The organism is Flavobacteriales bacterium, assembly GCA_020635855.1.
Taxonomy (GTDB): Bacteria; Bacteroidota; Bacteroidia; order JACJYZ01; family JACJYZ01; genus JACJYZ01.
Window position 1 is genome coordinate 371306 of the sequence record JACJYZ010000004.1, and the last position, 25643, is coordinate 396948.

20 protein-coding genes are annotated in these 25643 nt (G+C 51.8%); 11 read left to right on the forward strand and 9 right to left on the reverse strand.

Translation table 11 applies throughout. The features are described 5' to 3' along the window. Positions 1 to 16 precede the first annotated feature (16 nt). Positions 17 to 466 (forward strand): GatB/YqeY domain-containing protein, encoded by a 450-nt coding sequence (locus H6585_13655; GenBank protein MCB9449374.1) that lies wholly within the window; start codon positions 17 to 19, stop codon positions 464 to 466. A gap of 122 nt (positions 467 to 588) precedes the next feature. Then, positions 589 to 2535, forward strand: coding sequence for a 1-deoxy-D-xylulose-5-phosphate synthase (locus tag H6585_13660; GenBank protein MCB9449375.1), 1947 nt, complete (start codon positions 589 to 591; stop codon positions 2533 to 2535). Between the two features lie 18 nt (positions 2536 to 2553). On the opposite strand, the gene accC is transcribed toward H6585_13660, so the two are convergent. The 8 genes from accC to H6585_13700 all read right to left on the reverse strand — a co-directional run bounded on the left by accC (position 2554) and on the right by H6585_13700 (position 9844). After that, positions 2554 to 3966, reverse strand: a complete 1413-nt coding sequence (accC, locus tag H6585_13665; protein ID MCB9449376.1) for an acetyl-CoA carboxylase biotin carboxylase subunit — start codon at positions 3964 to 3966, stop codon at positions 2554 to 2556. Positions 3967 to 3995: 29 nt separating this feature from the next. Then, positions 3996 to 4514 (reverse strand): acetyl-CoA carboxylase biotin carboxyl carrier protein, encoded by a 519-nt coding sequence (accB, locus tag H6585_13670; protein MCB9449377.1) that lies wholly within the window; start codon positions 4512 to 4514, stop codon positions 3996 to 3998. Positions 4515 to 4623: 109 nt separating this feature from the next. Beyond that, entirely contained in the window at positions 4624 to 5628 is a 1005-nt protein-coding gene (locus H6585_13675) for a ketoacyl-ACP synthase III (protein MCB9449378.1), read from the reverse strand. A gap of 6 nt (positions 5629 to 5634) precedes the next feature. Then, positions 5635 to 6576: a phosphate acyltransferase PlsX gene (plsX, locus tag H6585_13680; protein MCB9449379.1), complete on the reverse strand. Its 942-nt coding sequence runs from the start codon at positions 6574 to 6576 to the stop codon at positions 5635 to 5637. A gap of 56 nt (positions 6577 to 6632) precedes the next feature. Beyond that, positions 6633 to 6815 carry a 50S ribosomal protein L32 gene (gene rpmF, locus H6585_13685; protein MCB9449380.1) on the reverse strand — a complete coding sequence of 61 codons (183 nt, stop codon included), beginning with the start codon at positions 6813 to 6815 and terminating at the stop codon, positions 6633 to 6635. A 69-nt stretch (positions 6816 to 6884) separates the two neighbouring features. Then, positions 6885 to 7418: a DUF177 domain-containing protein gene (locus H6585_13690; protein ID MCB9449381.1), complete on the reverse strand. Its 534-nt coding sequence runs from the start codon at positions 7416 to 7418 to the stop codon at positions 6885 to 6887. Between the two features lie 57 nt (positions 7419 to 7475). After that, on the reverse strand, positions 7476 to 8543 hold the full coding sequence (pdxA, locus tag H6585_13695) for a 4-hydroxythreonine-4-phosphate dehydrogenase PdxA (protein MCB9449382.1): 1068 nt from the start codon (positions 8541 to 8543) through the stop codon (positions 7476 to 7478). 2 nt (positions 8544 to 8545) lie between these two features. Beyond that, a complete protein-coding gene (locus tag H6585_13700; GenBank protein MCB9449383.1) occupies positions 8546 to 9844 on the reverse strand; it encodes a leucyl aminopeptidase in 1299 nt (432 codons plus the stop codon). Positions 9845 to 10079: 235 nt separating this feature from the next. On the opposite strand from H6585_13700, the gene mqnC reads away from it, so the two are divergent. From mqnC to H6585_13715, 3 genes are all read left to right on the forward strand, one after another. After that, on the forward strand, positions 10080 to 11207 hold the full coding sequence (gene mqnC / locus H6585_13705; protein MCB9449384.1) for a dehypoxanthine futalosine cyclase: 1128 nt from the start codon (positions 10080 to 10082) through the stop codon (positions 11205 to 11207). A gap of 84 nt (positions 11208 to 11291) precedes the next feature. After that, positions 11292 to 13910 carry a gliding motility-associated C-terminal domain-containing protein gene (locus tag H6585_13710; GenBank protein ID MCB9449385.1) on the forward strand — a complete coding sequence of 873 codons (2619 nt, stop codon included), beginning with the start codon at positions 11292 to 11294 and terminating at the stop codon, positions 13908 to 13910. A 52-nt stretch (positions 13911 to 13962) separates the two neighbouring features. Further along, positions 13963 to 14559 carry a riboflavin synthase gene (locus H6585_13715; GenBank protein ID MCB9449386.1) on the forward strand — a complete coding sequence of 199 codons (597 nt, stop codon included), beginning with the start codon at positions 13963 to 13965 and terminating at the stop codon, positions 14557 to 14559. 6 nt (positions 14560 to 14565) lie between these two features. Here H6585_13715 and metF read toward each other — a convergent pair whose 3' ends face one another. Next, positions 14566 to 15519, reverse strand: a complete 954-nt coding sequence (metF, locus tag H6585_13720) for a methylenetetrahydrofolate reductase [NAD(P)H] (GenBank protein ID MCB9449387.1) — start codon at positions 15517 to 15519, stop codon at positions 14566 to 14568. A 283-nt stretch (positions 15520 to 15802) separates the two neighbouring features. Between metF and H6585_13725 the strand changes: the two genes are divergently transcribed. From H6585_13725 to H6585_13750, 6 genes are all read left to right on the forward strand, one after another. Beyond that, positions 15803 to 19318, forward strand: coding sequence for a gliding motility-associated C-terminal domain-containing protein (locus H6585_13725; protein MCB9449388.1), 3516 nt, complete (start codon positions 15803 to 15805; stop codon positions 19316 to 19318). A gap of 95 nt (positions 19319 to 19413) precedes the next feature. Next, on the forward strand, positions 19414 to 21201 hold the full coding sequence (gene lepA, locus H6585_13730) for an elongation factor 4 (GenBank protein MCB9449389.1): 1788 nt from the start codon (positions 19414 to 19416) through the stop codon (positions 21199 to 21201). 192 nt (positions 21202 to 21393) lie between these two features. Beyond that, a complete protein-coding gene (locus tag H6585_13735; protein ID MCB9449390.1) occupies positions 21394 to 21879 on the forward strand; it encodes an RNA polymerase sigma factor in 486 nt (161 codons plus the stop codon). After that, positions 21876 to 23036 (forward strand): hypothetical protein, encoded by a 1161-nt coding sequence (locus H6585_13740; protein MCB9449391.1) that lies wholly within the window; start codon positions 21876 to 21878, stop codon positions 23034 to 23036. Before H6585_13735 ends, H6585_13740 begins: the two co-directional genes overlap by 4 nt. Before the next feature lie 51 nt (positions 23037 to 23087). Beyond that, complete coding sequence (locus tag H6585_13745; protein ID MCB9449392.1) at positions 23088 to 23912, forward strand: PorT family protein; 825 nt, start codon at positions 23088 to 23090, stop codon at positions 23910 to 23912. A 173-nt stretch (positions 23913 to 24085) separates the two neighbouring features. Next, the gene (locus tag H6585_13750) at positions 24086 to 25627 is read left to right on the forward strand and encodes an acyl-CoA carboxylase subunit beta (protein MCB9449393.1); all 1542 of its coding nucleotides are present in this window, start codon (positions 24086 to 24088) and stop codon (positions 25625 to 25627) included. Positions 25628 to 25643: the final 16 nt, after the last annotated feature.

A 25643-nucleotide genomic window follows, 5' to 3' on the forward strand; every position in this document is an offset into this window, starting at 1 on the left:
TCAAACAACTTTCAACATGTCACTCACAGAAGACATCGACCGGGACATCAAGGCCGCCATGCTGGCCAGGGAACAGGATAAACTCACGGCGCTCAGGGCAGTTAAAGCTGCTCTGCTGCTGGCCAGAACCGAAAAAGGTTCAGGTCATGAACTGCAAGCCGATGATGAAGCCCGTATCCTGCAGAAACTGATCAAACAACGTCAGGAATCGGCAGACATATATGTACAGCAAAATCGCGGTGATCTCGCGGAAAAAGAAAAGTTCGAGGCAAACGTCATAGCAGCCTATTTGCCCGAGCAACTCAGTGAAGAAGAGATCTCCGCAAAGGTGCAGGAAATCATCACCAAAACCGGAGCGAATGGCATGAAAGATATGGGCAAGGTGATGGGGATGGCTTCCCGGGAACTGGCGGGAAAAGCAGATAATAAGATTGTAGCAGCCGTTGTGAAGCAGCTCCTTTCTTAATAAAACACAAAAATCCGGATGCGGTTAAAACAAATCCGGACATTGCCTGTTAAAGCATTTGGCAACGGAAGGGGGAGAGGTGGCCTCAAATCCTTATCTTTGCCGGTTAGAAGCACATTTGAATGGAATTTACGCCCGGTCCACTTCTGTCTAAAATCCGCGTCCCGGAAGATCTGCGCAAGCTGCCCGTCAAAGATTTGCCGCAGCTCAGCGATGAGCTAAGGCAACTGATCATTGATGTTGTTTCCGTCAAGGGAGGCCATTTCGGTGCCTCGCTAGGCGTGGTGGAAATGACCGTTGCGCTTCATTACGCCTTCAATACACCGTATGACCAGCTTGTATGGGACGTAGGCCACCAGGCTTACGGACATAAGATCCTGACCGGAAGACGCGACATCTTCCATACCAACAGACAATACAAAGGCCTCAGCGGTTTTCCCAAACGTTCCGAAAGCGAATACGATACCTTCGGGGTGGGACACTCTTCCACCTCCATTTCTGCCGCACTCGGAATGGCAGTAGCCGCACGCGAGCTGGGTGAGAAAGACCGCCAGCACATCGCAGTGATCGGCGACGGGGCCATGACCGCCGGCCTGGCTTTCGAAGGAATGAACCATGCCGGGGTAGAAAACACCAACCTGCTGGTGGTACTGAACGACAACTGCATGTCGATCGACCCCAACGTAGGTGCATTGAAAGAGTACCTGACGGACATTACCACTTCTCATGCCTACAACAAAATGAAGGATGACCTCTGGCACCTTCTGGGCATGGTCAGCAAGTTCGGTCCCAATGCACAGGCGATCGCTTCCAAGGTGGAAAACGCCGTCAAATCAGCCCTGCTCAAACAAAGCAACTACTTCGAGTCATTGCGGTTCCGTTATTTCGGCCCCATTGACGGACACGATGTAAAACACATGGTGAAGGTGATGAAGGACCTGCGTGACATTCCGGGTCCGAAGATCCTGCACTGCATCACCATGAAGGGCAAAGGATACCAACCCGCAGAGCAGGGTGATCAAACCCAGTGGCATTCGCCCGGGCTCTTTGACAAAACCACAGGTAAAATCCTGGTGAGTACAAGCAACGAACCCAGGCCACCCAAGTACCAGGACGTATTTGGGCATACGCTTGTAGAACTGGCGGAAAAGAACAACAAAATTGTGGGGATCACCCCTGCCATGCCATCGGGATCTTCCATGAACATCATGATGAAGGCCATGCCTGACAGGGCCTTCGACGTGGGAATTGCCGAGCAACATGCGGTAACCTTCTCTGCCGGAATGGCCACCAGAGGACTTGTGCCGTACTGCAATATTTACTCCAGCTTCATGCAACGGGCATACGACCAGGTGATCCATGACGTGGCCATCCAAAACCTGCATGTGGTATTCTGCCTGGACCGGGGAGGAATCGCTGGTGCCGACGGCCCCACCCATCACGGTGCTTACGACCTGGCCTACATGCGTTGCATCCCCAACATGGTGGTGAGCGCCCCCATGAATGAAGAAGAATTGAGGAATCTCATGTACACGGCCCAGTTGCCTTCATCACATGGCCCCTTCAGCATACGATACCCCAGGGGCAATGGTGTGATGATCGATTGGAAACGTCCTTTCCAGAAAATCACCATCGGCAAGGGAAGAAAGTTGAGGGACGGGGCAGACATTGCCATCCTGACCATCGGCACGGTGGGCAATCTCGCAACGGCCGCCTGCGAAGCACTGGACAAGAAAGGCATCCGTGCAGCGCACTACGACATGCGGTTCGTGAAGCCGCTGGATGCGAAACTGCTGACAGAAGTGTTCCGCAAGTTCGACAAGGTGATCACCGTGGAAGACGGTTGCCTGATGGGGGGCATGGGAAGTGCAGTACTCGAATTCATGGCCGACAAGTGTTTCTCCGCACAGGTGCGCCGGCTGGGCATTCCCGATGCCGTGATCGAACACGGCGAGCAATCGCAGCTATATAAAGAGTGCGGGTTTTCCACGGATGACATCATCCATGCCACCGAAGAAATGGTATTGGGTAAGAAAGGTGTGATGTCGGTGGTGGGCGCTTCGAGTTAAGCAGGGCGCCTCACCGGATCAGGCGCTAGCCTTGCTGCCGGCCTTCTCAGCCTTGCCGCTCTTCTTCTCCTCTTCCTGATTGTCTTCCCCCTCTTTTCCCATCGGGAAATCTTCCAGGAAATGCGTCGTATACTGCCCCTGAAGCCACTTCGGGTTTTTCATCAGTTTCCTGTGAAAAGGGATGGTGGTTTTCACTCCTTCGATCACGAACTCCTCCAATGCGCGTGACATCTTCTGGATCGCTTCTTCCCGCGTTTGTGCCACGGTGATCAGTTTGGCGATCATGGAATCGTAGTTGGAAGGAATGGTATAACCGGCATACACATGTGTATCTATGCGTACGCCATGCCCACCCGGTGCATGGTAGGTGGTGATGGTACCGGGAGAAGGCCGGAATCCGTTGTATGGGTCCTCCGCGTTGATGCGGCACTCGATGGCGTGCATCTCGGGGAAATAGTTTTTGCCGGTGATCTTGATACCCGCATGCACTTTGATTTGTTCCTTGATCAGGTCGTAGTTGATCACCTCTTCGGTGATGGGATGCTCCACCTGGATGCGGGTATTCATTTCCATGAAGTAGAAATTCCTGTTCTTATCCACCAGGAACTCGATGGTACCCACACCTTCGTATTTGATGGCCTTGGCTGCCTTTACAGCGGCCAGTCCCATTTTCTCACGCAGGCGCTTGGTCATGAAGGGGCTGGGTGTTTCTTCCACCAGCTTCTGGTGACGGCGCTGGATGGAGCAGTCCCTTTCGCTGAGGTGACATGCCTTTCCGAACTGGTCTCCCACGATCTGAATCTCGATGTGGTGGGGTTCCTCGATGAACTTCTCGATGTACATGCCATCGTTGCCGAATGCGGCAGCGGCTTCTTTCTTGGCCTGTTCCCACAGGTTGTCGAGTTCGGAAGCTTTGCGGATGACACGCATGCCCTTTCCTCCGCCGCCGGCAGTGGCTTTGATGATCACCGGATAGCCGATGGATTTGGCGACGGTTTTGGCATCCTCCAGGGTGTCTACCAGTCCGTCGGACCCAGGAATACAGGGTACGCCGGCTTTTTTCATGGTAGCCTTGGCAGTGGCCTTATCACCCATTTTCTCGATCATTTCGGGCTTCGGTCCCAGGAACTTGATGTTGTGTTCCTGGCAGATGCGCGCGAACTTGGCATTCTCAGAGAGAAAACCATAACCGGGATGTATGGCATCGGAGTTGGTGATTTCCGCAGCAGCAATGATGCGCGGAATATCCAGATAAGATTGGTTGCTCGGAGCGGGGCCGATGCATACCGCCTCGTCTGCGAAACGAACATGCAGGCTTTCCGCATCTGCTTTGGAATATACGGCTACCGTTTGGATGCCCATTTCCCTGCATGTGCGGATGACGCGCAAAGCAATCTCGCCTCTGTTTGCGATCAGAATTTTCTTAAACACGGACTGGTATTTGGTTCAACCTAAGGACCTCAGAACGGCTCCACCAAAAAGAGGGGCTGTTCATATTCCACGGGGCTTGCATCATCCACCAACACTTTCACGATCTTGCCCGATACTTCGGATTCGATCTCATTGAACAGTTTCATGGCTTCAATGATGCACAATACGTCACCCTTCTTAATTTCGTCCCCTACGTTCACGAACGAAGGTTTGTCAGGCGACGGTGAGCGGTAGAAGGTGCCAATCATCGGCGATTTCACTTCCACCAGGTTACTTGCTGTTTCTTTTTCCTTGGCAGGAGCCGGCTTTTCAGCGGCCGGAGGTGCTGCTTCGCTGGCAGCAACCACAGGCTGTTGCATCTGAACCTGTTGCGGTATGGTGGCAACGGGTACGGCGGTTTGGATCACCTGCTGATATTCCTGGGGATTGTTTCTTCCTTTGGGCGTGGTCTTGATGTTGATCTTCACATCTTTTGTTTCCAGATCCACTTCACTTACCCCGGATTTGGCGACAAATTTGATCAGCTCCTGGATTTCATTCAGTTTCATACAAAATCTTGATTTAGCGGCTTACTCTGATTGCCAAATGCTTTTTTTCACCTACAAACACTGCCCGAAAGGCGGTTTAAAGGTATATATTTTTTCCAACTAGCAAAGCCTAGTTGTTCGTTCCGTCAAGTGCCCATTTGATGTAAACGGCACCCCATGTGAACCCGCCTCCGAAGGCAGCCAGCACGATGTTATCTCCCTTATGAAGTTGTTTCTCCCATTCCCAGAGGCACAAGGGGATGGTGCCATTGGTAGTGTTCCCGTAGCGTTGGATGTTGATCATGACCTTATCGTCACTCAGACCCATTCGCCGGGCGGTTGCATCGATGATGCGTAAGTTGGCCTGGTGCGGCACGAGCCAGGCTACATCGTCAGACGTCAGGTGGTTACGGTCCATGATCTGTGCGGCAGCATCTGCCATATGCATCACCGCCGCCTTGAACACAGGTTGACCTTCCTGGTAAACGAAGTGTTGTCTGTCATCAATGGTCTGATGACTGGCAGGCTTAACCGATCCTCCCGCCTTCATATGCAGGTGGTGGCGACCGGAACCGTCTGATTGCAGCACTGCATCCAATACGCCGTAACCTTCGGTATTGGGTTCCAGGAGCACCGCACCCGCACCATCTCCGAAAATCACACAGGTGGTACGGTCTGAGTAATCGATGATGGAAGACATCTTATCGGCGCCCACGATCACTACTTTCTTATAGAGTCCGCTTTCCACATACATGGAACCGGTGGTTAATCCGTAAATAAAACCCGAACAGGCCGCCATGAGGTCGAAGTTGAAGGCATTGCGGATGCCCGCCTTGTCGGCAATGACATTTGCAGTAGCCGGAAACATCATATCGGGTGTGGCGGTGCAGCAGATCAGCAGGTCCACTTCTTCCGGTTTGGTGCCGGTTTTTTCAAGCAATCCTTTCACGGCTTCGGCACCCATATCTGAGGTTCCTTTGCCCTCTTCCTTCAGAATCCGTCGTTCCTTGATGCCGGTGCGGCTGATGATCCATTCGTCGGTTGTATCCACCATGGATTCCAGTTCGGCATTGGTCAACACGTAATCGGGGACCCAGGCATGAATACCGGTAATGGCTGCGGTAACTTTGCTCATGGTGTTTTATTGAAATGCTTGCATGATCTTCTCAGGCAACCTGGCGGCCGCAATTTCACCGGTCAGGAGCATCATATTCTTTATGGCTTCTGGCGATGAGATGCCATGGCCGATCATCACGGTTGAATTGATCCCCAGGATGGGTGTACCCCCGTATTCCTCGTAGTTGAAACGGCTGAAGTAGTCGTCTACCAGGCCACGTCGGCGCATGATGGAATAAAAGGCTTCCGCTTCTTTCAGCACCACGTTGCCGGTAAATCCGTCGCATACGATCACATCAGCCTTGTCTTCAAACAAATCCCGGCCCTCCACATTCCCGATGAAGTTGAAGTCGGCGCTGTCTTTCATCAACACGTGGGCCGACAAACTGAGCAGGTTGCCCTTTTCCTCTTCCTCACCAATGTTCAACAGACCTACCCGGGGGGTGTTAATGTTCAGCACGTGCTGTGCATAAAGGGATCCCAGGATGGCAAACTGGTAAAGAACATCGGGTTTGCAATCGGCATTGGTACCTACATCCAGGATGATTCCCACGCCACCGCTCTCTTTCGGTAAAACCGATGTGATGCAAGGGCGGATCACCCCCGGCACGGCTTTGACCGAATGCATGGCACCTACCAGCATGGCGCCCGTATTGCCCGCACCTGCAAAGCCGGAAATAATCCCTTCTTTCAACAGATGAAAGCCAACGGAAATACTGGAATTCGGTTTGGTTCTGAATGCTTTGGTGGGATGGTCGTGCATGCTGATCACCTCCTGAGCATGCACGATCTCAAGGCGGTCGTTTCCGGCCTCCCCGAGTTGTTGAAGTTCCTCACGGATGACTTTTTCGTCACCTATCAGAACAAGAGATTGCCCTTCAGGCAACAGTTCGGTCGCCAGCACCGCACCCTTAACGGTACTTTGGGGTGCGAAATCGCCCCCCATGATATCAATTCCAAGCTTCATTCAAATGTGAATGTCCGGTAAGCTCTTGGATACTCAATGTGTGGAAACGGGGCGTACTATACCTCTTCCTTCTCTACTGCAGGCTTTCCCCTGTAGTGCCCGCATTCGGGGCAAACATGGTGTCTCATCACCGCAGTACCGCAATTTGAGCAGCTTGCGAGGGTCGGAACCGCAGCCTTGTGATGCGTACGACGCTTGTCTCTGCGTGTTTTGGAGGTTTTTCGTTTTGGATGTGGCATGGTTTCTTGTTTTTGAAATCTGCTGTCTTTTTATCAAAATCAGGCGGCACTTAACGTGCCTCTCTGTTCTTACTTCAATTGTTTCAATGCGGCCCATCGCTCATCAACGGGCTTTTCCGTTTCCTGAATGGCCAGTGAATCCAGCACTTTCAGCACTTCCGGATCGCAAAGGTTCTGACCGTTTTCTCCCACCGGATGTTCCCGCTTGATCGGCAGCAACAGGGCTGCAAACTCATACAGGTAGCCGGACACATCCAGTTCACTTTCATCCCTGTGGATGGTGACCAGTTCATCACTCAATTCCTCGGCTTCATCCGCCAGCTTCACGATGAGCTTCCGGCTGCCATCCATCTCCTGCTTGTACAGGTCTGCACACCGATCGCATGTCAATTCAACCCATCCCTTGAAATCGAACCTAAGGGTCATCATGGTCTCCAGGCGATCCAATGTCAGCGTCACATGCATATCCGCATCGGAAATATCGGTCGATTGCCTGTCCCCGAAAAAGGGTCCCTTCAAATCAAATTGATAGGTATAGGTACCCGGCTTGAGGCCCGCAAACGGAATCTGATATTCTTTCTCCTTTTTCAAGCGGCTATTCATGTAAAAGCTGGCAAAGCTATAAAAAACCGGGGGAATATGAAAGAACAGATTTTCTTCCTAATCTTTCTCTGCCCGTGATAACTGCTTTTGAGCACGAAGGGCGCCCGAGCGCAGGGCCTCGTTTTGTTGCCTGGATCTGAATATATCGCAAGCAAGATACACTGCGTGACGGAACGATGTTTCATCGGCCTGGTTCTTTCCGGCGATGTCGAATCCGGTGCCATGATCCGGAGACGTGCGCACGAAGGGAAGTCCGGCCGTATAGTTCACACCTTCATCGAAGGCCATGGATTTAAAGGGGATCAGACCCTGGTCATGGTACATGCTTAACACGGCGTCGAAATTCCGCCATTGAACCGTTCCGAAAAAACCATCTGCGGGGTAGGGGCCAATGGCCACCACACCTGCATCATTGGCTTTCCGGATGGCGGGGGCAATGATCTCTGACTCTTCCTTACCCAGTTGCCCGCCTTCTCCTGCATGGGGATTCAGGGCCATCACGGCAATCCGGGGTTTACGGATGGAAAAATCCACCATGAGCGATTGATTGAGGGCCATGATTTTGTTGTAAACCCTTTCAACCCCAATGGCCTGCGACACCTCCGATAACGGAAGGTGTTCGGTTACAAGCCCCATCTTGCAAATGGGTGAAACCATCAGCATCAGGTGGTTTTTAGCACCCGACCGCTCGGCCAGGTACCCGGTGTGGCCCGTAAAGCCGGGTTTGAGTTCAGCAATGCTTTGTTTGTGGATGGGTGCTGTAACGATGGCATCCAGCTTTCCATCCATCACGTCTTTCAATGCGGCATCAATGGAAGCAAGCGCATATTTGCCACTTTCGGCGGTGGCACTGCCAGGTTCAATCTTCATGTCTTCTTCCAAACAGTTGATCAGGTTCGGACGCTTGGTATTGGCATCCCCTGCATCGTTGATGACCTGAAAGTTGAGTTCATTCGCGTCCAGCAGCTTGCGATAGTAATTTGCCAGTTTCACCGAACCATACACCACCGGAATGCAGGTTTGCAGCATGCGCGCATCCATGAAGGTCTTCATGATCACTTCCATCCCGATGCCATTGACATCTCCAACCGTAATACCAATCCTTACCGGATCCTTTGCTTCCATGGCTATGACAGATTTTTTAGAAATTCGATGATCAGGCGTGTTCCCGCACCGGTACCACCTGCAGGCAGGTATTCGAAAGGTTGATCAAAGAAGGTCATTCCGCTGATGTCAACATGGATCCAGGGGTATGCGGTGAACCTTTCCAGAAATTTACCTGCTGTAGTGGCACCCGCCAATGGGCTTCCCAGGTTTTTTACATCGGCAATGGTCGACTTCAGTTCCTCTTCATATTCTTCCCAAAGCGGAAATTCTACCAGTCTTTCATGTACCGATTCGCCGGCATCCTTCAGCTTCTGCATATGTACCCCATAATCCTTTCCCATGGCCACCATGCCGAAATGACCGATGGCCCGGATCGCAGCACCCGTGAGGGTGGCCAGGTCAATAACCAGTGCAGGTTTGAATTGTTTGGCGTAAGCGAGTGCATCACCCAACAACATGCGGCCTTCCGCATCCGTGTTTAATACTTCCACCGTGGAACCATCGAACATCCGCACCACATCTCCGGGTACGTATGCCCGTTGCCCGGGTCGGTTGTCTGTTGCCGGGATAAGGCCCACGATGTGCAATGGCAACTTCAAGCGCGACGCGGCCAGAATGGAGGACAGCACACATGCGCCACCCGCCATGTCGCACTTCATGCGGTCCATGGCTTCGGGAGTGGGCTTCAGGCTCAATCCGCCGGTATCGAATACCACACCTTTGCCCACCAACACAATGGGCGCTTTTTTTCCGGCGGACGGGTGTTTGTATTCTATAATGGAGAACGTGGGTGGCTCCAGGCTGCCCTGATTAACAGCAAGCAACCCGCCCATTTTCAACGCTTCGATCTTTTTTCTGGTGAGGACATTCACCTCGCATCCGGCATCTTTCGCTTCCCGGGCAATGATCTTGGAGAAACGCGTAGCATTCAGATAACTCTGGGGTTCATTCACCAGGTCACGGGTCAGGCCAACTGCATCTGTGATTACTTTGAGTTCGTTCAGCATCCCGGCGGTAAATCGCTTGTCGGCGATCCTCACCTGCTTTAACCTCTGCTGCTTAGTGGATCTGTACTTTTTAAAACTGTAACCGGCAAGCACCAACCCTTCAGCAAATGCATACAACGATGCGGTATCTGCGCACATGGAAACTATTGAAACCGCATCAACTCCTTGGGCGTTAAGTTGTGCATGCACCCGTGCACCCGCTCTTCTTGATTGTTCAGCTGGGTACTTTTCTTTCTTTCCTGACGGGATCCAGACCAGAAAAAAACGATGGGCGGCAGTGAATACCGGAACCAGGCTTTTTTCAGGACCCATTTGTTTCTGATAGTGCTGCAGGACGCGCAGTTCGGCTTCAGTCAACCCCTTCCAACCGAGCTTGCTTGTTTCATTCAACAGGATGATCACATCATCATGACCTGAAGGCGAAACAACCCGATCAATTGTCACACTCATGGCTATGTAGTAATTTTAAGGCGACTAAGGTATGAATTATAAGCTTCCGGTCAGGCAGCATACACGCGTTTGACCAGGGAAGTGAAACGAAAAGAACATGGATAAAATCCCACAACTGCTCAACAAAGCACTGAACCTTGAGTTCCTTACCGCCGAAGAAGGTCAACACCTTTTTGAGCATGCCAGCACACCGGAACTGATGCACACCGGACATATGATCCGCCGCAAGAAAGTTCCCGGTAACAACGTGACCTGGATCATCGACCGGAATGTGAACACCACCAACGTATGCGTGGCCAACTGCAAATTCTGCAATTTCTATCGCATACCCGGACACCCGGAATCCTACATCACCGACATTGACACATATAAACGCAAGATCGAAGAAACCTTCCGGTACGGCGGCGAACAATTGTTGCTCCAGGGGGGGCATCATCCGGAACTGGGTCTTGCCTATTACACCGATCTGTTCCGGACCCTAAAATCGTTGTATCCCAACCTGAAACTGCACGCACTCGGACCGCCGGAAGTAGCGCATATCTGCAAACTTGAGAACAAGTCCCACAAAGAAGTACTGGAAGCCCTGATCGAATCCGGGCTTGATTCTCTGCCGGGTGCCGGTGCTGAGATCCTGACCGATCGCGTGCGCAGGCTCGTATCCAATGGCAAATGCAGTGCAAAGGAATGGCTGGATATCATGAGGGAAGCTCACCGTCAGCACCTCACCACTTCGGCCACCATGATGTTCGCCCACGAAGAAACCATTGAAGAACGTTTTGAGCACCTGATCCTGCTCAGGGAAGTACAGGCAGAGAAACCGGCAGACGCCAAAGGTTTCCTTGCCTTCATCCCCTGGACGTTTCAGGATGACGGCACCCTTCTTAAAAAGGTGAGGGGTGTGATCAATTCCTCATCGGCTGAAGAGTACCTGCGCATGGTCGCCATCTGCCGCATCATGTTGCCCAACATTACCAACATACAGGCATCGTGGCTCACAGCAGGTAAGCAAACGGCGCAGCTGGCGCTCTATGCCGGCGCCAATGACTTCGGTTCGATCATGATCGAGGAAAACGTGGTTTCGGCGGCAGGCGCACCCCACCGGTTCACCGCACAGGGCATTCAGCAAGCGATCCTTGAAGCCGGATTCGAACCCAGGCTGCGGAACCAACAATATGAATTCAGGGAGATACCCGAAACCATGGAAGAACAAGTGATCACATATTAAAGGAAGGAGCGCCCGAACACACAACAATTTTTTTGTGTACTTTTATGTTGATGTGATGTTCCCCTCCCATGATTTTCTCTTGATATGAAACGATTTCTACCCATTATTTTCGCACTTCTTGCCAGTGCCCTGCCAGCCATGGCAACGCACAACCGCGCGGGTGAAATCACATACCGGCAAATTTCCAAGAACCCTCCCACCTTCGAATTCACCATCCTCACCTATACCAAAAGTTCCAGCCAGGCCGACAGGAAAGAACTGGAACTTAATTACGGGGACGGAAAAGTTGATACCGTACCGCGTATCAAGATCGTACCCTTGCCTGACGATATGCAACGAAACGAATACGTGGCCAGGCATACTTTCAATGGAGGCGGTGTGTACATCATTTCGGTAACCGACCCGAACCGAAACGCCAGCATTGTTAACATCCCCAATTCAATCGATGTGGTTTTTTACATCGAAACGATGATGACCATCAGCCCCTTCCTCGGCTATAACAACAGTCCGGTGCTGCTGAACCCACCGGTAGACAATGCGGCCCTGAACCAGATATTTATTCATAACCCCAATGCTTGGGATGTGGACGGAGACAGCCTGGCTTATCACCTCATCACCTGCAAACAGGAAGGTGGCCTGAACATTCCCGGTTATACATTACCAAGCCAACATCCTCCCGGGCCTGCCAACCAGGTTTCCCTGGACGAGATCACGGGCGACTTTGTATGGGACAGCCCGAAACTGAAAGGTGAGTACAACGTGGCCATCCTGATCGAAGAATGGAGAAAAGGGGTTCGGATCGGGTATGTGCTCAGGGACATGCAGATTGATGTCTACGACCAGAACAACAACGCACCCGATATCCAGGCCATTCCCGACTATTGTGTGATGGCCGGTGATTCCATCCGCTTTAAAGTTACCGCTACCGACCCGGATATCGGACAACATGTGACGCTTTCCGGCACCGGCGGTCCACTGGAAGTCTCGTCGGATCCCGCCGACTTTCCCCAACCCTTTACCGGTGTGGGAACCGTTTCCTCCACCTTTACATGGGCCACGAACTGCGACCACATCCGCAAGGAGTTTTATGAAATGGTATTCAAAGCGGAAGATGATTTCGGCAAACAGCACCTGGTGGACATGGAATCTGTACTGATCAGGATCATCGGGCCACCCGCGCAGAACCTCACCGCGGTTCCATTCGGGAACACCATGGTGCTTGACTGGAACCCGCCCAGGTGTGGCAATGCCACGGGTTACAAGATCTATCGCCGGATAGGTTGCGCGAATTTCGTGCCCGATACCTGCAAGCCCGGCATTGATCCTTCTTCCGGGTTTGTTCTCATAGGTAGCGTGGATGCGAGCACCTTCACCTTCACGGATGACAATGGCGGTCTGGGACTGTCACATGGAAAAACTTACAGCTATGTGGTGGTAGCCATGTACCCGAATGAAACCAACGGTCTTGCGTCCTCGCAGGTTTGCATGCAGCTGAAGAAAGATGTTCCCATCATCACCCATGTTGATGTAAGGAAAACGGACCCTTCAAACGGCGAGGTGTACCTGCAATGGTCGATGCCCACCGAATTGGATACGATCAAATTCCCCGGTCCTTATACCTATCGTATTTACGGCAATAGCGGATTTTATGAAAACAACCCGGCACTGATCGGGATCGAGAATGCATTGACAGATACTTTTTCGGTACACCTGGGTGTAAATACGGTGGATGACGCCAACACGTACAGGATTGATCTGTACAACGGACCCAGCGGCAGCGAGACCTATCTCGGAAGCACGCAGGCAGCATCATCCATATTCCTTACCCTTGACGGTTCCGACAATGCACTTCAACTGACGTGGCAGGAAAATGTACCCTGGACCAACAAGAAATATGTCGTACACAAATGGGACGGAAGTCAGTTCGTAGCGATTGACACCGTCACCACCCAGTCCTACAAGCAAACCGGACTGACCAACGGGCAGGACTATTGTTACAAGATCGAGGGAATCGGCACATATGGTACGGTCGGAATTGCAGACCCGCTGAATAACTTCTCCCAGGAGGTTTGTGCAGCACCCATTGATACGGTGCCCCCTTGCAGTCCGAAACTGACGGTGCACAGCAACTGCGACAATGCCGAGAACCTGTTGAACTGGTCCTATCCTGCCAAATGCGACAAAGAGGTGATCGCTTATAAAATTTACTATGCCACCGGAGAGGACGGACCTTTCAGCCTGCTGGATACATATCCGGTAAACGGTCCGGTTGATTCCGAGTACGTACACGCCAACCTGCCCACCATGTCGGGTTGTTATGCGGTAACCGCCCTTGATTCTTCCATGAACGAAAGTGAAATGGTACCGGTTTGCGTAGACACAAGCTGCACGGAGTATGTGCTCCCGAACGTATTCACTCCCAACGGAGATACATACAACGATCAGTACCGGCCCTTCCCGTATCGCTTTGTTGACAAGGTTCACATGCAGGTCTTCAACCGTTGGGGCACACGTATCTTTGAAACGAGTGATCCTGATATCAAGTGGAACGGCAAGATCCAGGGCAGTGGCAACCCCTGCTCGGAAGGCGTGTATTACTATGTGTGCGAAGTATACCGTAAATCACTCCAGGGGCCTCAGCTGGTAACTGTCTTAACAGGATACATCCAGTTGATCGGCGCGCCCAAACCTTCCACCAAATAACTTCCTGTCACCTATCAGGCATCGCCTCACCTGAAACATGTACCTTTGTTGCATGTTCACAGGCATCATCAAGTCCATTGGCAAGGTTGTGTCCCTGCAAAAGAAACAGGGAAATCTGGAAATCGGTGTGGAAAGTGATTTCACGGAAGAATTGCATGTAGACCAAAGCATCGCCCACAACGGGGTGTGTCTGACGGTAACCCGGATTGAAGCCCCCGTTTACTATGTTGAGGCCATTGCGGAAACACGCGCAAAAACGAACCTTGGATATCTTTCGCCCGGCTCACGCATCAACCTTGAGAGGTGCCTGATGGCCGGGGACCGTTTGGACGGACACTTTGTACAGGGTCATGTGGATACAACAGCCATGGTGGAAAACATCCGGGATGACGACGGTAGCTGGGTTTTTCAGTTCGCATGCAAAAAGGATCCGGCCGGTTTGCTTGTCCCCAAAGGATCCGTCACGGTGAACGGTATCAGCCTCACACTGGTAGAAGTGACTGACCGCTCCTTCTCAGTGGCCATCATCCCATATACCTTTGAGCATACCAACCTCTCCGATCTGAAGCAGGGAGATGAGGTGAACATTGAGTTCGATGTGTTGGGCAAATACGTACGCCAGATGCTGCAGGCGTCCGGAAGGATTTGAGATGAATCAGAAAACTTCAGCTGCAATCGCGCGCACACTTTCCGATTTACCCATGGTATAATAGTGAATGCAAGGCACGCCGCCTTTGATCAACTCCTTTGATTGCTGGATGCCCCACTCAATACCCACCCGACTGACTTCGGCATCGGTTGAGCATTTTTCCAGTTCATTGGCAAGCTCCACCGGGATGTCGATGTGAAATGTCTTCGGCAGAAATTGGATATGCTTGAGGGTAGTGATGGGTTTCAAGCCGGGAATGATAGGTGCGGTGATTCCCGCATTGCGGCACATGTCCACGAAATTGAAATATTTCTTCGTGTCGAAGAACATCTGGGTTACGATGTAATCCGCACCCGCTTCAATCTTTTCCTTCAGGTACTTCAGATCCGTCTGGAGATTCAATGCCTCGAAATGCTTTTCCGGGTAACCGGCAACGCCGATACAAAACGCCGAGGAAGTGGCATCCTGAATTTCATCATCCAAATACTTGCCGGTATTCAGGTCTACAATATGGCGCACGAGGTCTACCGCATGCGCATGTCCGTTTTCCTCCGGAATGAAAGTGCTTTCGGTTTTGATTGGATCTCCGCGTAACGCCAGCACATTATCTATACCCAGGAATTGCAGATCAATCAGGGCATTCTCTGTTTCCTCCTTGGAAAAACCGCCGCAAATCAGGTGAGGAACCGCATCCACATGATACTTGTTCATGATGGCTGCACATATGCCAACTGTACCGGGTCGTTTGCGGATGGAAACTTTCTCGAGAAAACCCCGCTCACGCTTCTTGTACACATACTCTTCCCTGTGGTATGTCACATTGATGAACCTGGGCCCGAACTCTATCAGCGGATCAATGCCCTCGAACAGAGATCCTATGCTTTTGCCCTTCAGGGGCGGTAATATTTCAAAGGAAAAAAGGGTTGATTTCGCTTCTTTCAGGTGGTCGATTACTTTCATAGGCGGACAAAGATAACAACTATGAATCAATCAGTTGATCACCCCTCATAGCCCTGTTTTAAACCCGGGCATCAACCGTGCAAATAAATTGCAATCCGGAAGCAATGTTATTGAATGCTAAATTGCTGGATATCTTATTTTTAAATAACAATAGAATTATGCGACTTTTCTATTTGAAACATTTTTTCTTACTTAGCAACCCCTTACAGGGAACCTGGCCATTGCCAATTGATAACACGGTTGGGTTGAGTCGTTGTGTTCACATGCTATCCTGAATGTTGCTATGAAAAGACTGCTATTCGCGGTGCTGATTTTGTTCGCAAGCCCCCATCTTTCGCTGGCCACCCATATCATTGGCGGAGAACTGAATTACCGCTGCCTGGGAGGCAATCTTTACGAGATTCATTTGCGGGTATACCGTGACTGCTACTATGGCGATCCCGATTTCGATGATCCGGCAGCCGTAGGTGTTTTTAGCGCCAACAACAATTTGATCACCACTGTATACATTCCCTTTGATACCAAGCAAAAACTCGACCCTACATTCAACCAGGCCAACCCTTGTGTGAAGATCCCGGCGAATGTATGCGTGGAAGCAACGGAGTATGTCACTACCGTTACCCTTCCGGCCATTGCAGGCGGTTATCAACTGACCTACCAGCGTTGTTGCCGCAACCAAACCGTTGTGAACCTGCAAAACCCGAACAACGTGGGCGCCACCTACTACGCGGTGATCCCGCCCAAAAGCATGGCCACCTGCAATTCCAACCCGGTTTTCAAAGCATGGCCGCCGATTTTTGTTTGCCGGAATATGGACATCAATTTCGACCATTCGGCCACCGATGCCGACGGCGACTCCATCGCTTATCATCTCTGCAAGCCTTTTGACGGCGCTTCCTTCAGCATTCCCAAGCCAACCGTTCCGAGTGCTCCCCCGTATTCTTATATCCCCTGGATAAATCCATATACCACCAACGACCCCCTGGGTGGCGTACCCCTGAACATTGACCCCAAGACTGGCTGGCTGACCGGATCACCCAATAAGGTAGGCCAATTCGTAGTGGGGGTCTGTGCCGATGAATACCGCAACGGAACCCTTATCAGCACCACCAAACGTGATTTCCAGTTCAATGTATTGGACTGCGAACCGGACGTAACCGCCGGCGCATTGGGTTTAACCACCAACTGTGTGAACCATACAGTGCAGTTCTGGAATACTTCCACAGGCGCTACAAACTATTTCTGGAATTTCGGAGACCCCACCACATTGGCGGATACCTCTTTATTGGTTAATCCCACCTATAACTATCCCAATTCCGGCCCGTTTACCGTCACCCTGATCGCGTATTCTCCGAATGGCGACGCATGCAATGACACCATTACCAACCTGGTTACCGTGGTGGATTCCTGCAGACCGTGCTCCATGACGCTTAATGCAGTTAAAACCGATGCAAGCTGCCGCGCAACCGCAGGATGCAATCCGGGACCTCCGGTGGTAACTGTTTGCGGAGGATTTCCCACTGACACATTGTGGGCTCAGGAACAAATTGTTGTGGTTAACGGAGCCTGCGCACGGGTCAAATCCTATACCCTGTACAGCAGTTGTTTATCGGGAAATTCTTCGAGTAGTGTGAATGGCGTTTGTACCTGCAAATGTGATGGACAGACATTGCCCAACTCAACATACACCAAGACAGATACCACGTGGATAGGCGGTACGCTAGGGACGGCCAACGTTACCCCGAGCGGAGGACAAGCACCCTATTCCTATCAGTGGTCAAATGGAAAAACAACCAATAGCATATCCGGTCTGGATGCAGGAACCTATTGCGTATCGGTTGTAGATGCCACCGGTTTATGCGCAGATGAGATTTGCTTACATGTAGCAGGCGGTGGCAACATGACCCTGAACCTGACCAGCACACCCATCTCCAATTGCGGACTCAAAGACGGTTCTGTCACCACCAGTCCGAGCGGTGGTACCGCCCCCTACACATACCTCTGGTCGCCTGGCGGACAAACCACCGCCTCTATCTCCAACTTAGGCCCCGGCACCTATACTGTGGTGGTTACGGATAAAGATAGTTGTTCAACGGTAGACCAGATCACGTTGGTGAGTCCGAGTGTTGTAACACCCAACCTCACCAGTTCTTCTGCGAACTGCGCGAATGGGAACGATGGAAGCATTACCGTCACCAACTCTGGCGGAACAGGACCCTATACCTACGCGTGGAGCCCAGGTGGATACACCACCCAAAATCCCACAGGTCTCACTTCCGGATACTACAAGGTAACTGTTACCGACGCCAATGGATGCCAGGGCATAGCCGGCATCAGCGTTACAGAACCAACACCCATTACGGCTACCACATCGATGACCGATGCCACCTGCTTTGGTGATGCAAGCGGCACAGCAACGGTGACCGCATCCGGTGGCACCGCTCCTTATACCTATGCATGGATTACTTCTCCGGTACAAACGCTGAATACAGCTACCGGCCTGACTGCAGGTACCTATACAGTCATTATTACGGATAGCAAAGGCTGTAAGGATACCACTTCCGTGACCGTTGGCGAACCTTTCCCTGTGACACCCGAAGCCACCAACACCACACAATCCGGTTGTGTGGGATCTGTGCTGGGTAGCGCATCCGTGCAGATATCCGGTGGTAGTGCACCTTTCCAGTACCTCTGGTGCAATGGACAAACAACCGCTTCCGTAACCGGTCTTACTGTCGGAGTTTGCGGCATCACGGTGACCGATGCCAATGGGTGTCAGGGCATGACAGATGTAGATATCATCTATCCTCCGAAAGTCACTGCTTCCACCATCGCTCAAGACCTGCTTTGCCATGGCGGAGGACTGGGTGCCATTACTGTAAATATTTCCGGCGGACGTCCCGGCTATACATACACTTGGAGTCCGGGTGGCTACACCACACAAAACATCATCGGTATCGTGCCCGGCACGTACTATGTGACGGTGACCGATGCAGACGGTTGCTCGGACACTACTTCGGCTACAGTTAGCCAACCCACGGCGCTCCAGCCCACGATTTCCAATACCGGAACCTCATGCACCGGTGCGTCCGACGGAACTGCAACGGTGTCGGTTACCGGTGGTACTCCCGGCTATCTCTATCAATGGGATACCAGTACAGGCAACCAAACCACCGCAGCGGCAACAGGTCTCAGTGCAGGCATATATACCGTACGTATCACCGACAGCAACGGATGCGACACCGTTCTTGCCACCACCGTTCTTGACGGCAGCGCACCTCCGAACGCCAAGTTCAAGTACACGCCCCAGCTGCAATGTGACGGCGTGACCTACGCCCTCACCAACACCAGCACCAACGCTACCAACTACCATTGGATCCTGGAAGATGGCTCAACCACCAACCTCTCCAACACACATGTTACATTGCCGTATGGAGACAAGGATTATGTAATCACCCTGATCGCCTCCAACGGCAGCTTGTGTTCCGATACCGAAGTGGTGACCCTCAACCCGGGCCCCCTCAACCTGAACATCACGCCACCGAACGTATTTACACCCAACCACGACGGAACCAATGACTGTTTCTATATTCCGCTTGTGGCCGGACTGGATAACTGCGGCGAGTTACTGGTATTCAACCGTTGGGGTGTTCGTATCTACGACAACCAATTCGGGATTTGCTGGGACGGTAAAACCGATACCGGCAACGATGCCCCGGAAGGTACCTATTACTGGATTTTCAAAATGGGTGACCAGATTGATATGAACGGATGGGTGGCCCTTGTGAGAAACCCCTGATAAAAATCCCTGAAGAGCATCCCACCCATGGATGCTCTTCTTTTTCCTTTTCCCTACCTGATTTTCATAGCGAAAATTGGCGTATTTTTGCCGCCATGAAACAGTTTCGCAACTTTTGCATCATCGCCCATATCGACCACGGGAAGAGCACGCTGGCAGACCGGTTATTGGAGTATACCAACACTGTTTCTAAAAAAGATTTGCAAGCCCAGGTCCTCGACAACATGGACCTCGAACGGGAAAGAGGCATCACCATCAAGAGCCACGCCATCCAGATGAACTACGAACTGGACGGTGAGAAATACGTGCTCAACCTCATCGATACCCCGGGTCACGTGGACTTTTCCTACGAAGTATCGCGCTCCATCGCAGCCTGCGAAGGTGCATTGCTGGTGGTGGATGCCGCACAGGGCATTCAGGCACAAACCATATCCAACCTCTACCTGGCACTGGAACACGACCTGGAGATCATTCCCGTACTAAACAAGATCGACCTGCCCGGTGCAAATCCCGAAGCGGTAAGTGACCAGATCATTGACCTGCTGGGTTGTAAAGAGGAAGAGATTCTCCACGCCAGTGGCAAAACCGGCGTAGGTGTGCATGACATCCTGAAGGCGATCGTACATCGCATCCCTCACCCCAAAGGAGACCCGGAAGCACCCCTTCAGGCGCTTATCTTCGACTCGGTATTCAATTCCTACCGCGGTATCATCGCTTACTTCCGGATTTACAACGGAAAGATCAACAAGAACGACCAGGTTAAATTCGTGAACACGGGTAAACGTTACCTGGCCGACGAGATCGGGGTGCTGCGCCTGGGCATGGAAAGCCGCCAAAACATCTCCGCAGGCGATGTGGGCTATATCATTTCAGGTATCAAGGATGCACGCGAAGTAAAGGTGGGAGATACCATCACACAGGTAGAACGCCCGTGCAAGGAAGCCATCAAGGGGTTTGAGGATGTAAAACCAATGGTATTCGCAGGTATCTATCCGGTCGACAGTGAGGATTATGAAGAGTTGCGTGCATCCATCGAAAAACTCCAGCTGAACGATGCTTCCCTGACATTCGAACCGGAATCTTCCGCCGCGCTGGGCTTCGGTTTTCGTTGCGGATTCCTCGGCCTCCTGCACATGGAGATCATCCAGGAACGCCTCGAACGCGAATTCAACATGTCGGTGATCACCACCGTTCCCAACGTATCTTATTTTGCCTATACCAAGAAGGGAGAAAAGCTGCTGCTCAACAACCCTTCCGATCTGCCCGATCCCACTGTGCTCGACTACATCGAAGAACCTTACATTTCTGCGCAGGTGATCACCATGGCCGAATACACCGGCGCCATCATGAGCCTGTGCATCGACAAACGCGGCGTGCTCAAGAACCAGGTGTACATCACTACCGACCGCGTGGAACTCAGCTTTGACATGCCGTTGAGTGAAATTATTTTCGACTTCTACGACAAGCTAAAAAGCATCTCCAAGGGATATGCATCGTTCGATTACCAACCCCTGGAATACCGCCAGTCCAAACTGGTACGCCTCGATATCCGCCTCAACAGCGAACCCGTGGATGCCTTATCCGCACTCATTCATACCGATCATGCTTATTCTTTTGGAAGACGGATGTGTGAAAAACTGAAGGAACTGCTTCCCCGACAACAGTTCGAGATTGCCATCCAGGCTTCCATCGGCGCCAAGATCATCGCACGTGAAACGGTCAGGGCGTTGAGAAAAGACGTGACCGCCAAATGTTACGGCGGTGATATCTCCCGGAAACGGAAACTGCTTGAAAAACAAAAGAAGGGGAAAAAACGCATGCGCCAGGTGGGCAATGTGGAAGTGCCCCAGCAGGCCTTCCTTGCCGTGCTGAAACTGGATTGATCGACATTTTTTCGACACCAGTAAAGTTGCCACGAAGACACAAAGGCGCAAAGAGAAAAACAGACATACATTCCGTGTACCTTTGTGTCTTGGTGCCTTTGTGGCATATATCTACATGCCTGAAATTGATTTTTTAAAACCGGCTGTAACATTCAACGGAGGGTAGCCGTCCCACGTTCACAAGCATCAATAATGACCACCAGGGAATACAACCAGTGCGTGGACATGCACGCCGACGGACTTTACCGCTTCATCCTGAAAAACATCAAGGATGAAGAGAAAGCACGTGATGTGGTGCAGGATACCTTTGAAAAGCTCTGGATCAAGGTGGCCGATGTTCCGTTTGAAAAATGCAAATCATACCTATTCACGGCAGGTTACCATACCATGATCGACAAGATCCGCAGGGAGAAAAAGATCGGAAGTATGGAGGAAGCCAAGCCCATGACCCTCGCCACCCAACAGAAAAACTTCGAACTGAAGAAGATCCTGGACGATGCCCTAGCCACCCTGCCGGAAGCACAGCGTTCGGTGATCCTGCTGCGCGACTATGAAGGTTATTCCTATGATGAAATCGGGCAGATCATGCAGCTGACGGAAAGCCAGGTGAAGGTGTATATTTTCCGCGGACGTCAGACACTCAAAAAAATACTCGGAAGCGTGGAGGCCGTTTTATGAACATGATCAATGAACATAATGTAGAAGCCTACCTGCTGGATTATGCAGAAGGTCGCCTCTCCGCGGAGCAGGTGGCAGAGTTGCTGCTGTTCCTGGAAAACCATCCCGAACTCGATCTCTCCCTGGATGAAGACCTGACAAATGCCCTGCCGCTCATCTCCGATGAACGGGCAATGCCAGGAAAGGAAGACCTGAAGAAGCCTGATTACGGACAAGGAATTTACCCGGGCAACCTGGATGATCACCTGGTCGCCAGTCTGGAAGGATTGCTGTCGCCCGATGAAGAAAACACTTTACAGGCCTATCTGGAAGCGCATCCGGAAAACAAGAAAGACAGGAAGCTGTTTGCGCTGACCCGCATGCAACCGGATGCAAGCATTGTTTTTGCGAACAAACCGAGCCTGAAAAAGGAGCGCAGGATCATCCCCGCATTCCTTCCCTATGCCGCTGCTGCAGCGGTACTGATGGTCGCCATGTTGTTTGTGCCGTGGCAAACCGAAGCTCCCCAGGTGGCAACCCTGCCAGCACCCGCGTTGCAGGAAAACGCCTTTCCGGATCAAGCCCAAGCTCAACATACCGATCCCCAACCGTCGCCTCAAACACCTTCGGTTTCAACACCGGCACCTGCTTCTCCTGCCCCTACCGTGGTACATGCATCAACGGTAACCGCGCATGTACACCCTGATCATCCGACCCCTGCAGAAAAAGAAATCCACCCGGCGCCGGAAAGCACCCCGAAAAATGATGCTGATCAACCCGGTCAGGTGGATCAACGGATTGAGCCGGTGCAAATGAAAAAAGAAACACCATTGGTAGCCGCCATCCCGGAGAGTACTCCCGAATTCACGGACAAGACCCCGATTCAGCAACCAACGGTTACCGCAGTTGCCCAGGCCCCGGCAACGGATACACCCACCTTGCTGGATGCACTCGCCATCAAAGCCAAGGAAAAAGCACTGAACCGCAAACACGAATCCGACCCCTCGATTAGTGGTGCCGACGTAACCGAAGCCGTTGCACGCGGAGCCGGCAAACTGCTCGGGAAGAAAGTGGAGGTAGACAGAACCGTAGGCAACAACGGACAACTGGCGGCCTTCAATGTGAAGATCGGCAAGTTCGGTTTCTCCCGCACAAAAAATACCAATCCCAGCCTGTAACATTTCGGGGGTACCCAACCGTCCCATGTACAGAATCTAATCTGAACAGCCATGAAGAAAGTATGTATTTTACTGATGATGATCCTGCCCTGGATGAACAGCAACGCACAGGAATCCGAAAAGACCTCAGATACCACCACGTTCAAATTGGGCACCATGAAAATCCTGATGGTGGATCAAAGCGCCCCGGATGCATCCAACGACACCATCAATGGTGACAATGATAATGACAATGACGGGAAGGAAGAAAAACTGGCCCACTGGGACGGCATTGACCTGGGTGTAAACGGATTCATGAATGCCAACCACAAGACCGGCATGACCGGTAACCTGGCCCCGTATGAACTTGACTACGCCCGTTCGCAGGTTTGGAACGTGAACCTGTTCGAAACGAAAATCAAGATCGTGAAGGAATATGTAGGAATCGTGACCGGACTGGGATTGAGCTTTCACGGCTATGCCTTTAAGAAGAACATGAACCTGGTGGTGAATGCCGACTCCACCTTTTCCGTTCCCGATACAACCATCGATTACAACAAGAACAAACTGAAGGTCACCTACGTGCAACTGCCGGTATTGCTGGAATTCAACACAAGCGACGACCCGAAACGCACCTTCCATATCGCCGGAGGCGTGCTGGGCGGATACAAGATCGGTGCCCGCCTGAAACAGAAATATGAGGTAGACGGTGACAAGCATGTGGAAAGAGTGGCCGGTCACTACAACCTGAACCCATTCCAACTGAGTGCCACGGTAAGGGTAGGATACGGCAAGTTCACCGTGTTCGCCGACTATGCCCTGACCCCGTTGTTTGAAAAAAATAAAGGTCCTGAACTGTATGCATTCTCAGCCGGCGTCACCCTGGTCGGCTTCTAAGGCAATTCCCCTCCAACATGCCACCCCGCACCTGAATACGTGCGGGGTTTTTTGTTACCTTTATCTCCCGTCCGGCGCCCGACCTGCCGGCCGTTTAGCTGCTACACATGAAACCAACCGATACAAAAGATATTGTGAAAAAAAAGGCTGGAGCCCAATCGTCTGACAAGCACATGAAGGACCCTTTCAAAATTCTGGAAGACAAAAAGGCCGAAGCCATGCTGGGCGGTGGTCAACAACGCATCGACAGCCAACACAACAAAGGAAAGCTTACGGCGCGTGAACGCATCCATTTTCTGATGGATGAAGGCTCGTTCGAAGAGATCGGCATGCTGGTAACCCATCGCTCCAACCAATTCGGACTTGAAAAAGAAGTGTACCCCGGCGACGGCGTGGTAACCGGTTACGGAACCATCCACGGCCGACTCGTATATGTATTCTCACAGGACTTCACCGTGTTCGGAGGTTCCCTGTCGGAAGCCCATGCGGAAAAGATATGCCGCATCATGGACCTGGCCATGAAAAACGGCGCCCCCGTGATCGGATTGAATGACTCCGGCGGTGCCCGTATCCAGGAAGGTGTGGTGTCTCTCGGAGGATACGCTGACATCTTCTACCGAAATACCCTTGCATCCGGTGTAATCCCTCAGATCTCCGCCATCATGGGGCCATGCGCCGGCGGTGCCGTATATTCACCCGCCATCACCGATTTCATCCTGATGGTGGAAAAAACATCGTACATGTTCGTGACCGGTCCGAACGTAGTGAAAACCGTGACTCACGAAGAGGTGTCTTCCGAAGAACTGGGCGGTGCCTCCACGCACATGTCCAAATCAGGAGTAACCCACTTCTCATGCGCCAATGAGGTGGCCTGCATCAACCACATCAAACAACTGCTTTCATACATTCCCCAGAACTGTGAAGAAGAATCTCCCGCCTACCCTTACGATTCAAGCGATGAAAAACGCCCGAAACTGAACAGCATCATTCCTGCCAACGCCCAACAACCCTACGACATCAAAGAGGTGATCCTGGGCGTGGTGGATGCCGACAGCTTCCTGGAAGTACATGGTGGATACGCGGAAAACATTGTGGTGGGCTTTGCACGAATGGCGGGCAAGTCCATCGGTATCGTGGCCAACCAGCCCGCATTCCTGGCGGGGGTGCTCGACATCAACGCATCAAAGAAAGCCGCACGCTTCGTTCGCTTCTGCGATTCATTCAACATTCCATTGCTTGTTTTTGAAGACGTGCCCGGATTCCTTCCCGGCACCGACCAGGAATGGAACGCCATCATCTCAAACGGCGCCAAACTGCTGTATGCATTCTGTGAAGCTACCGTTCCACGCATCACGGTGATCACCCGCAAAGCTTACGGCGGTGCTTATGATGTGATGAATTCCAAACACATCGGTGCCGATATGAACTTCGCCTGGCCGACAGCTGAGATCGCCGTGATGGGTGCCAAAGGTGCCGCCGAGATCATCTTCCGCAAAGAGATCGCGAATGCCGACGACCCGGAAAAGAAATGGCAGGAAAAAGAACAGGAATACACAGAGATGTTCGCACATCCGTACCGTGCAGCTGCCAGGGGGTATATTGATGAGGTCATCAAACCGGAAGACACAAGAGAGAAGCTGATCAAAGCTTTTGATATGTTAAAAAACAAGGCCGATGTGCTGCCCAGAAAAAAACATGGCAACATCCCGCTTTGATTTACTTTTTTGATTA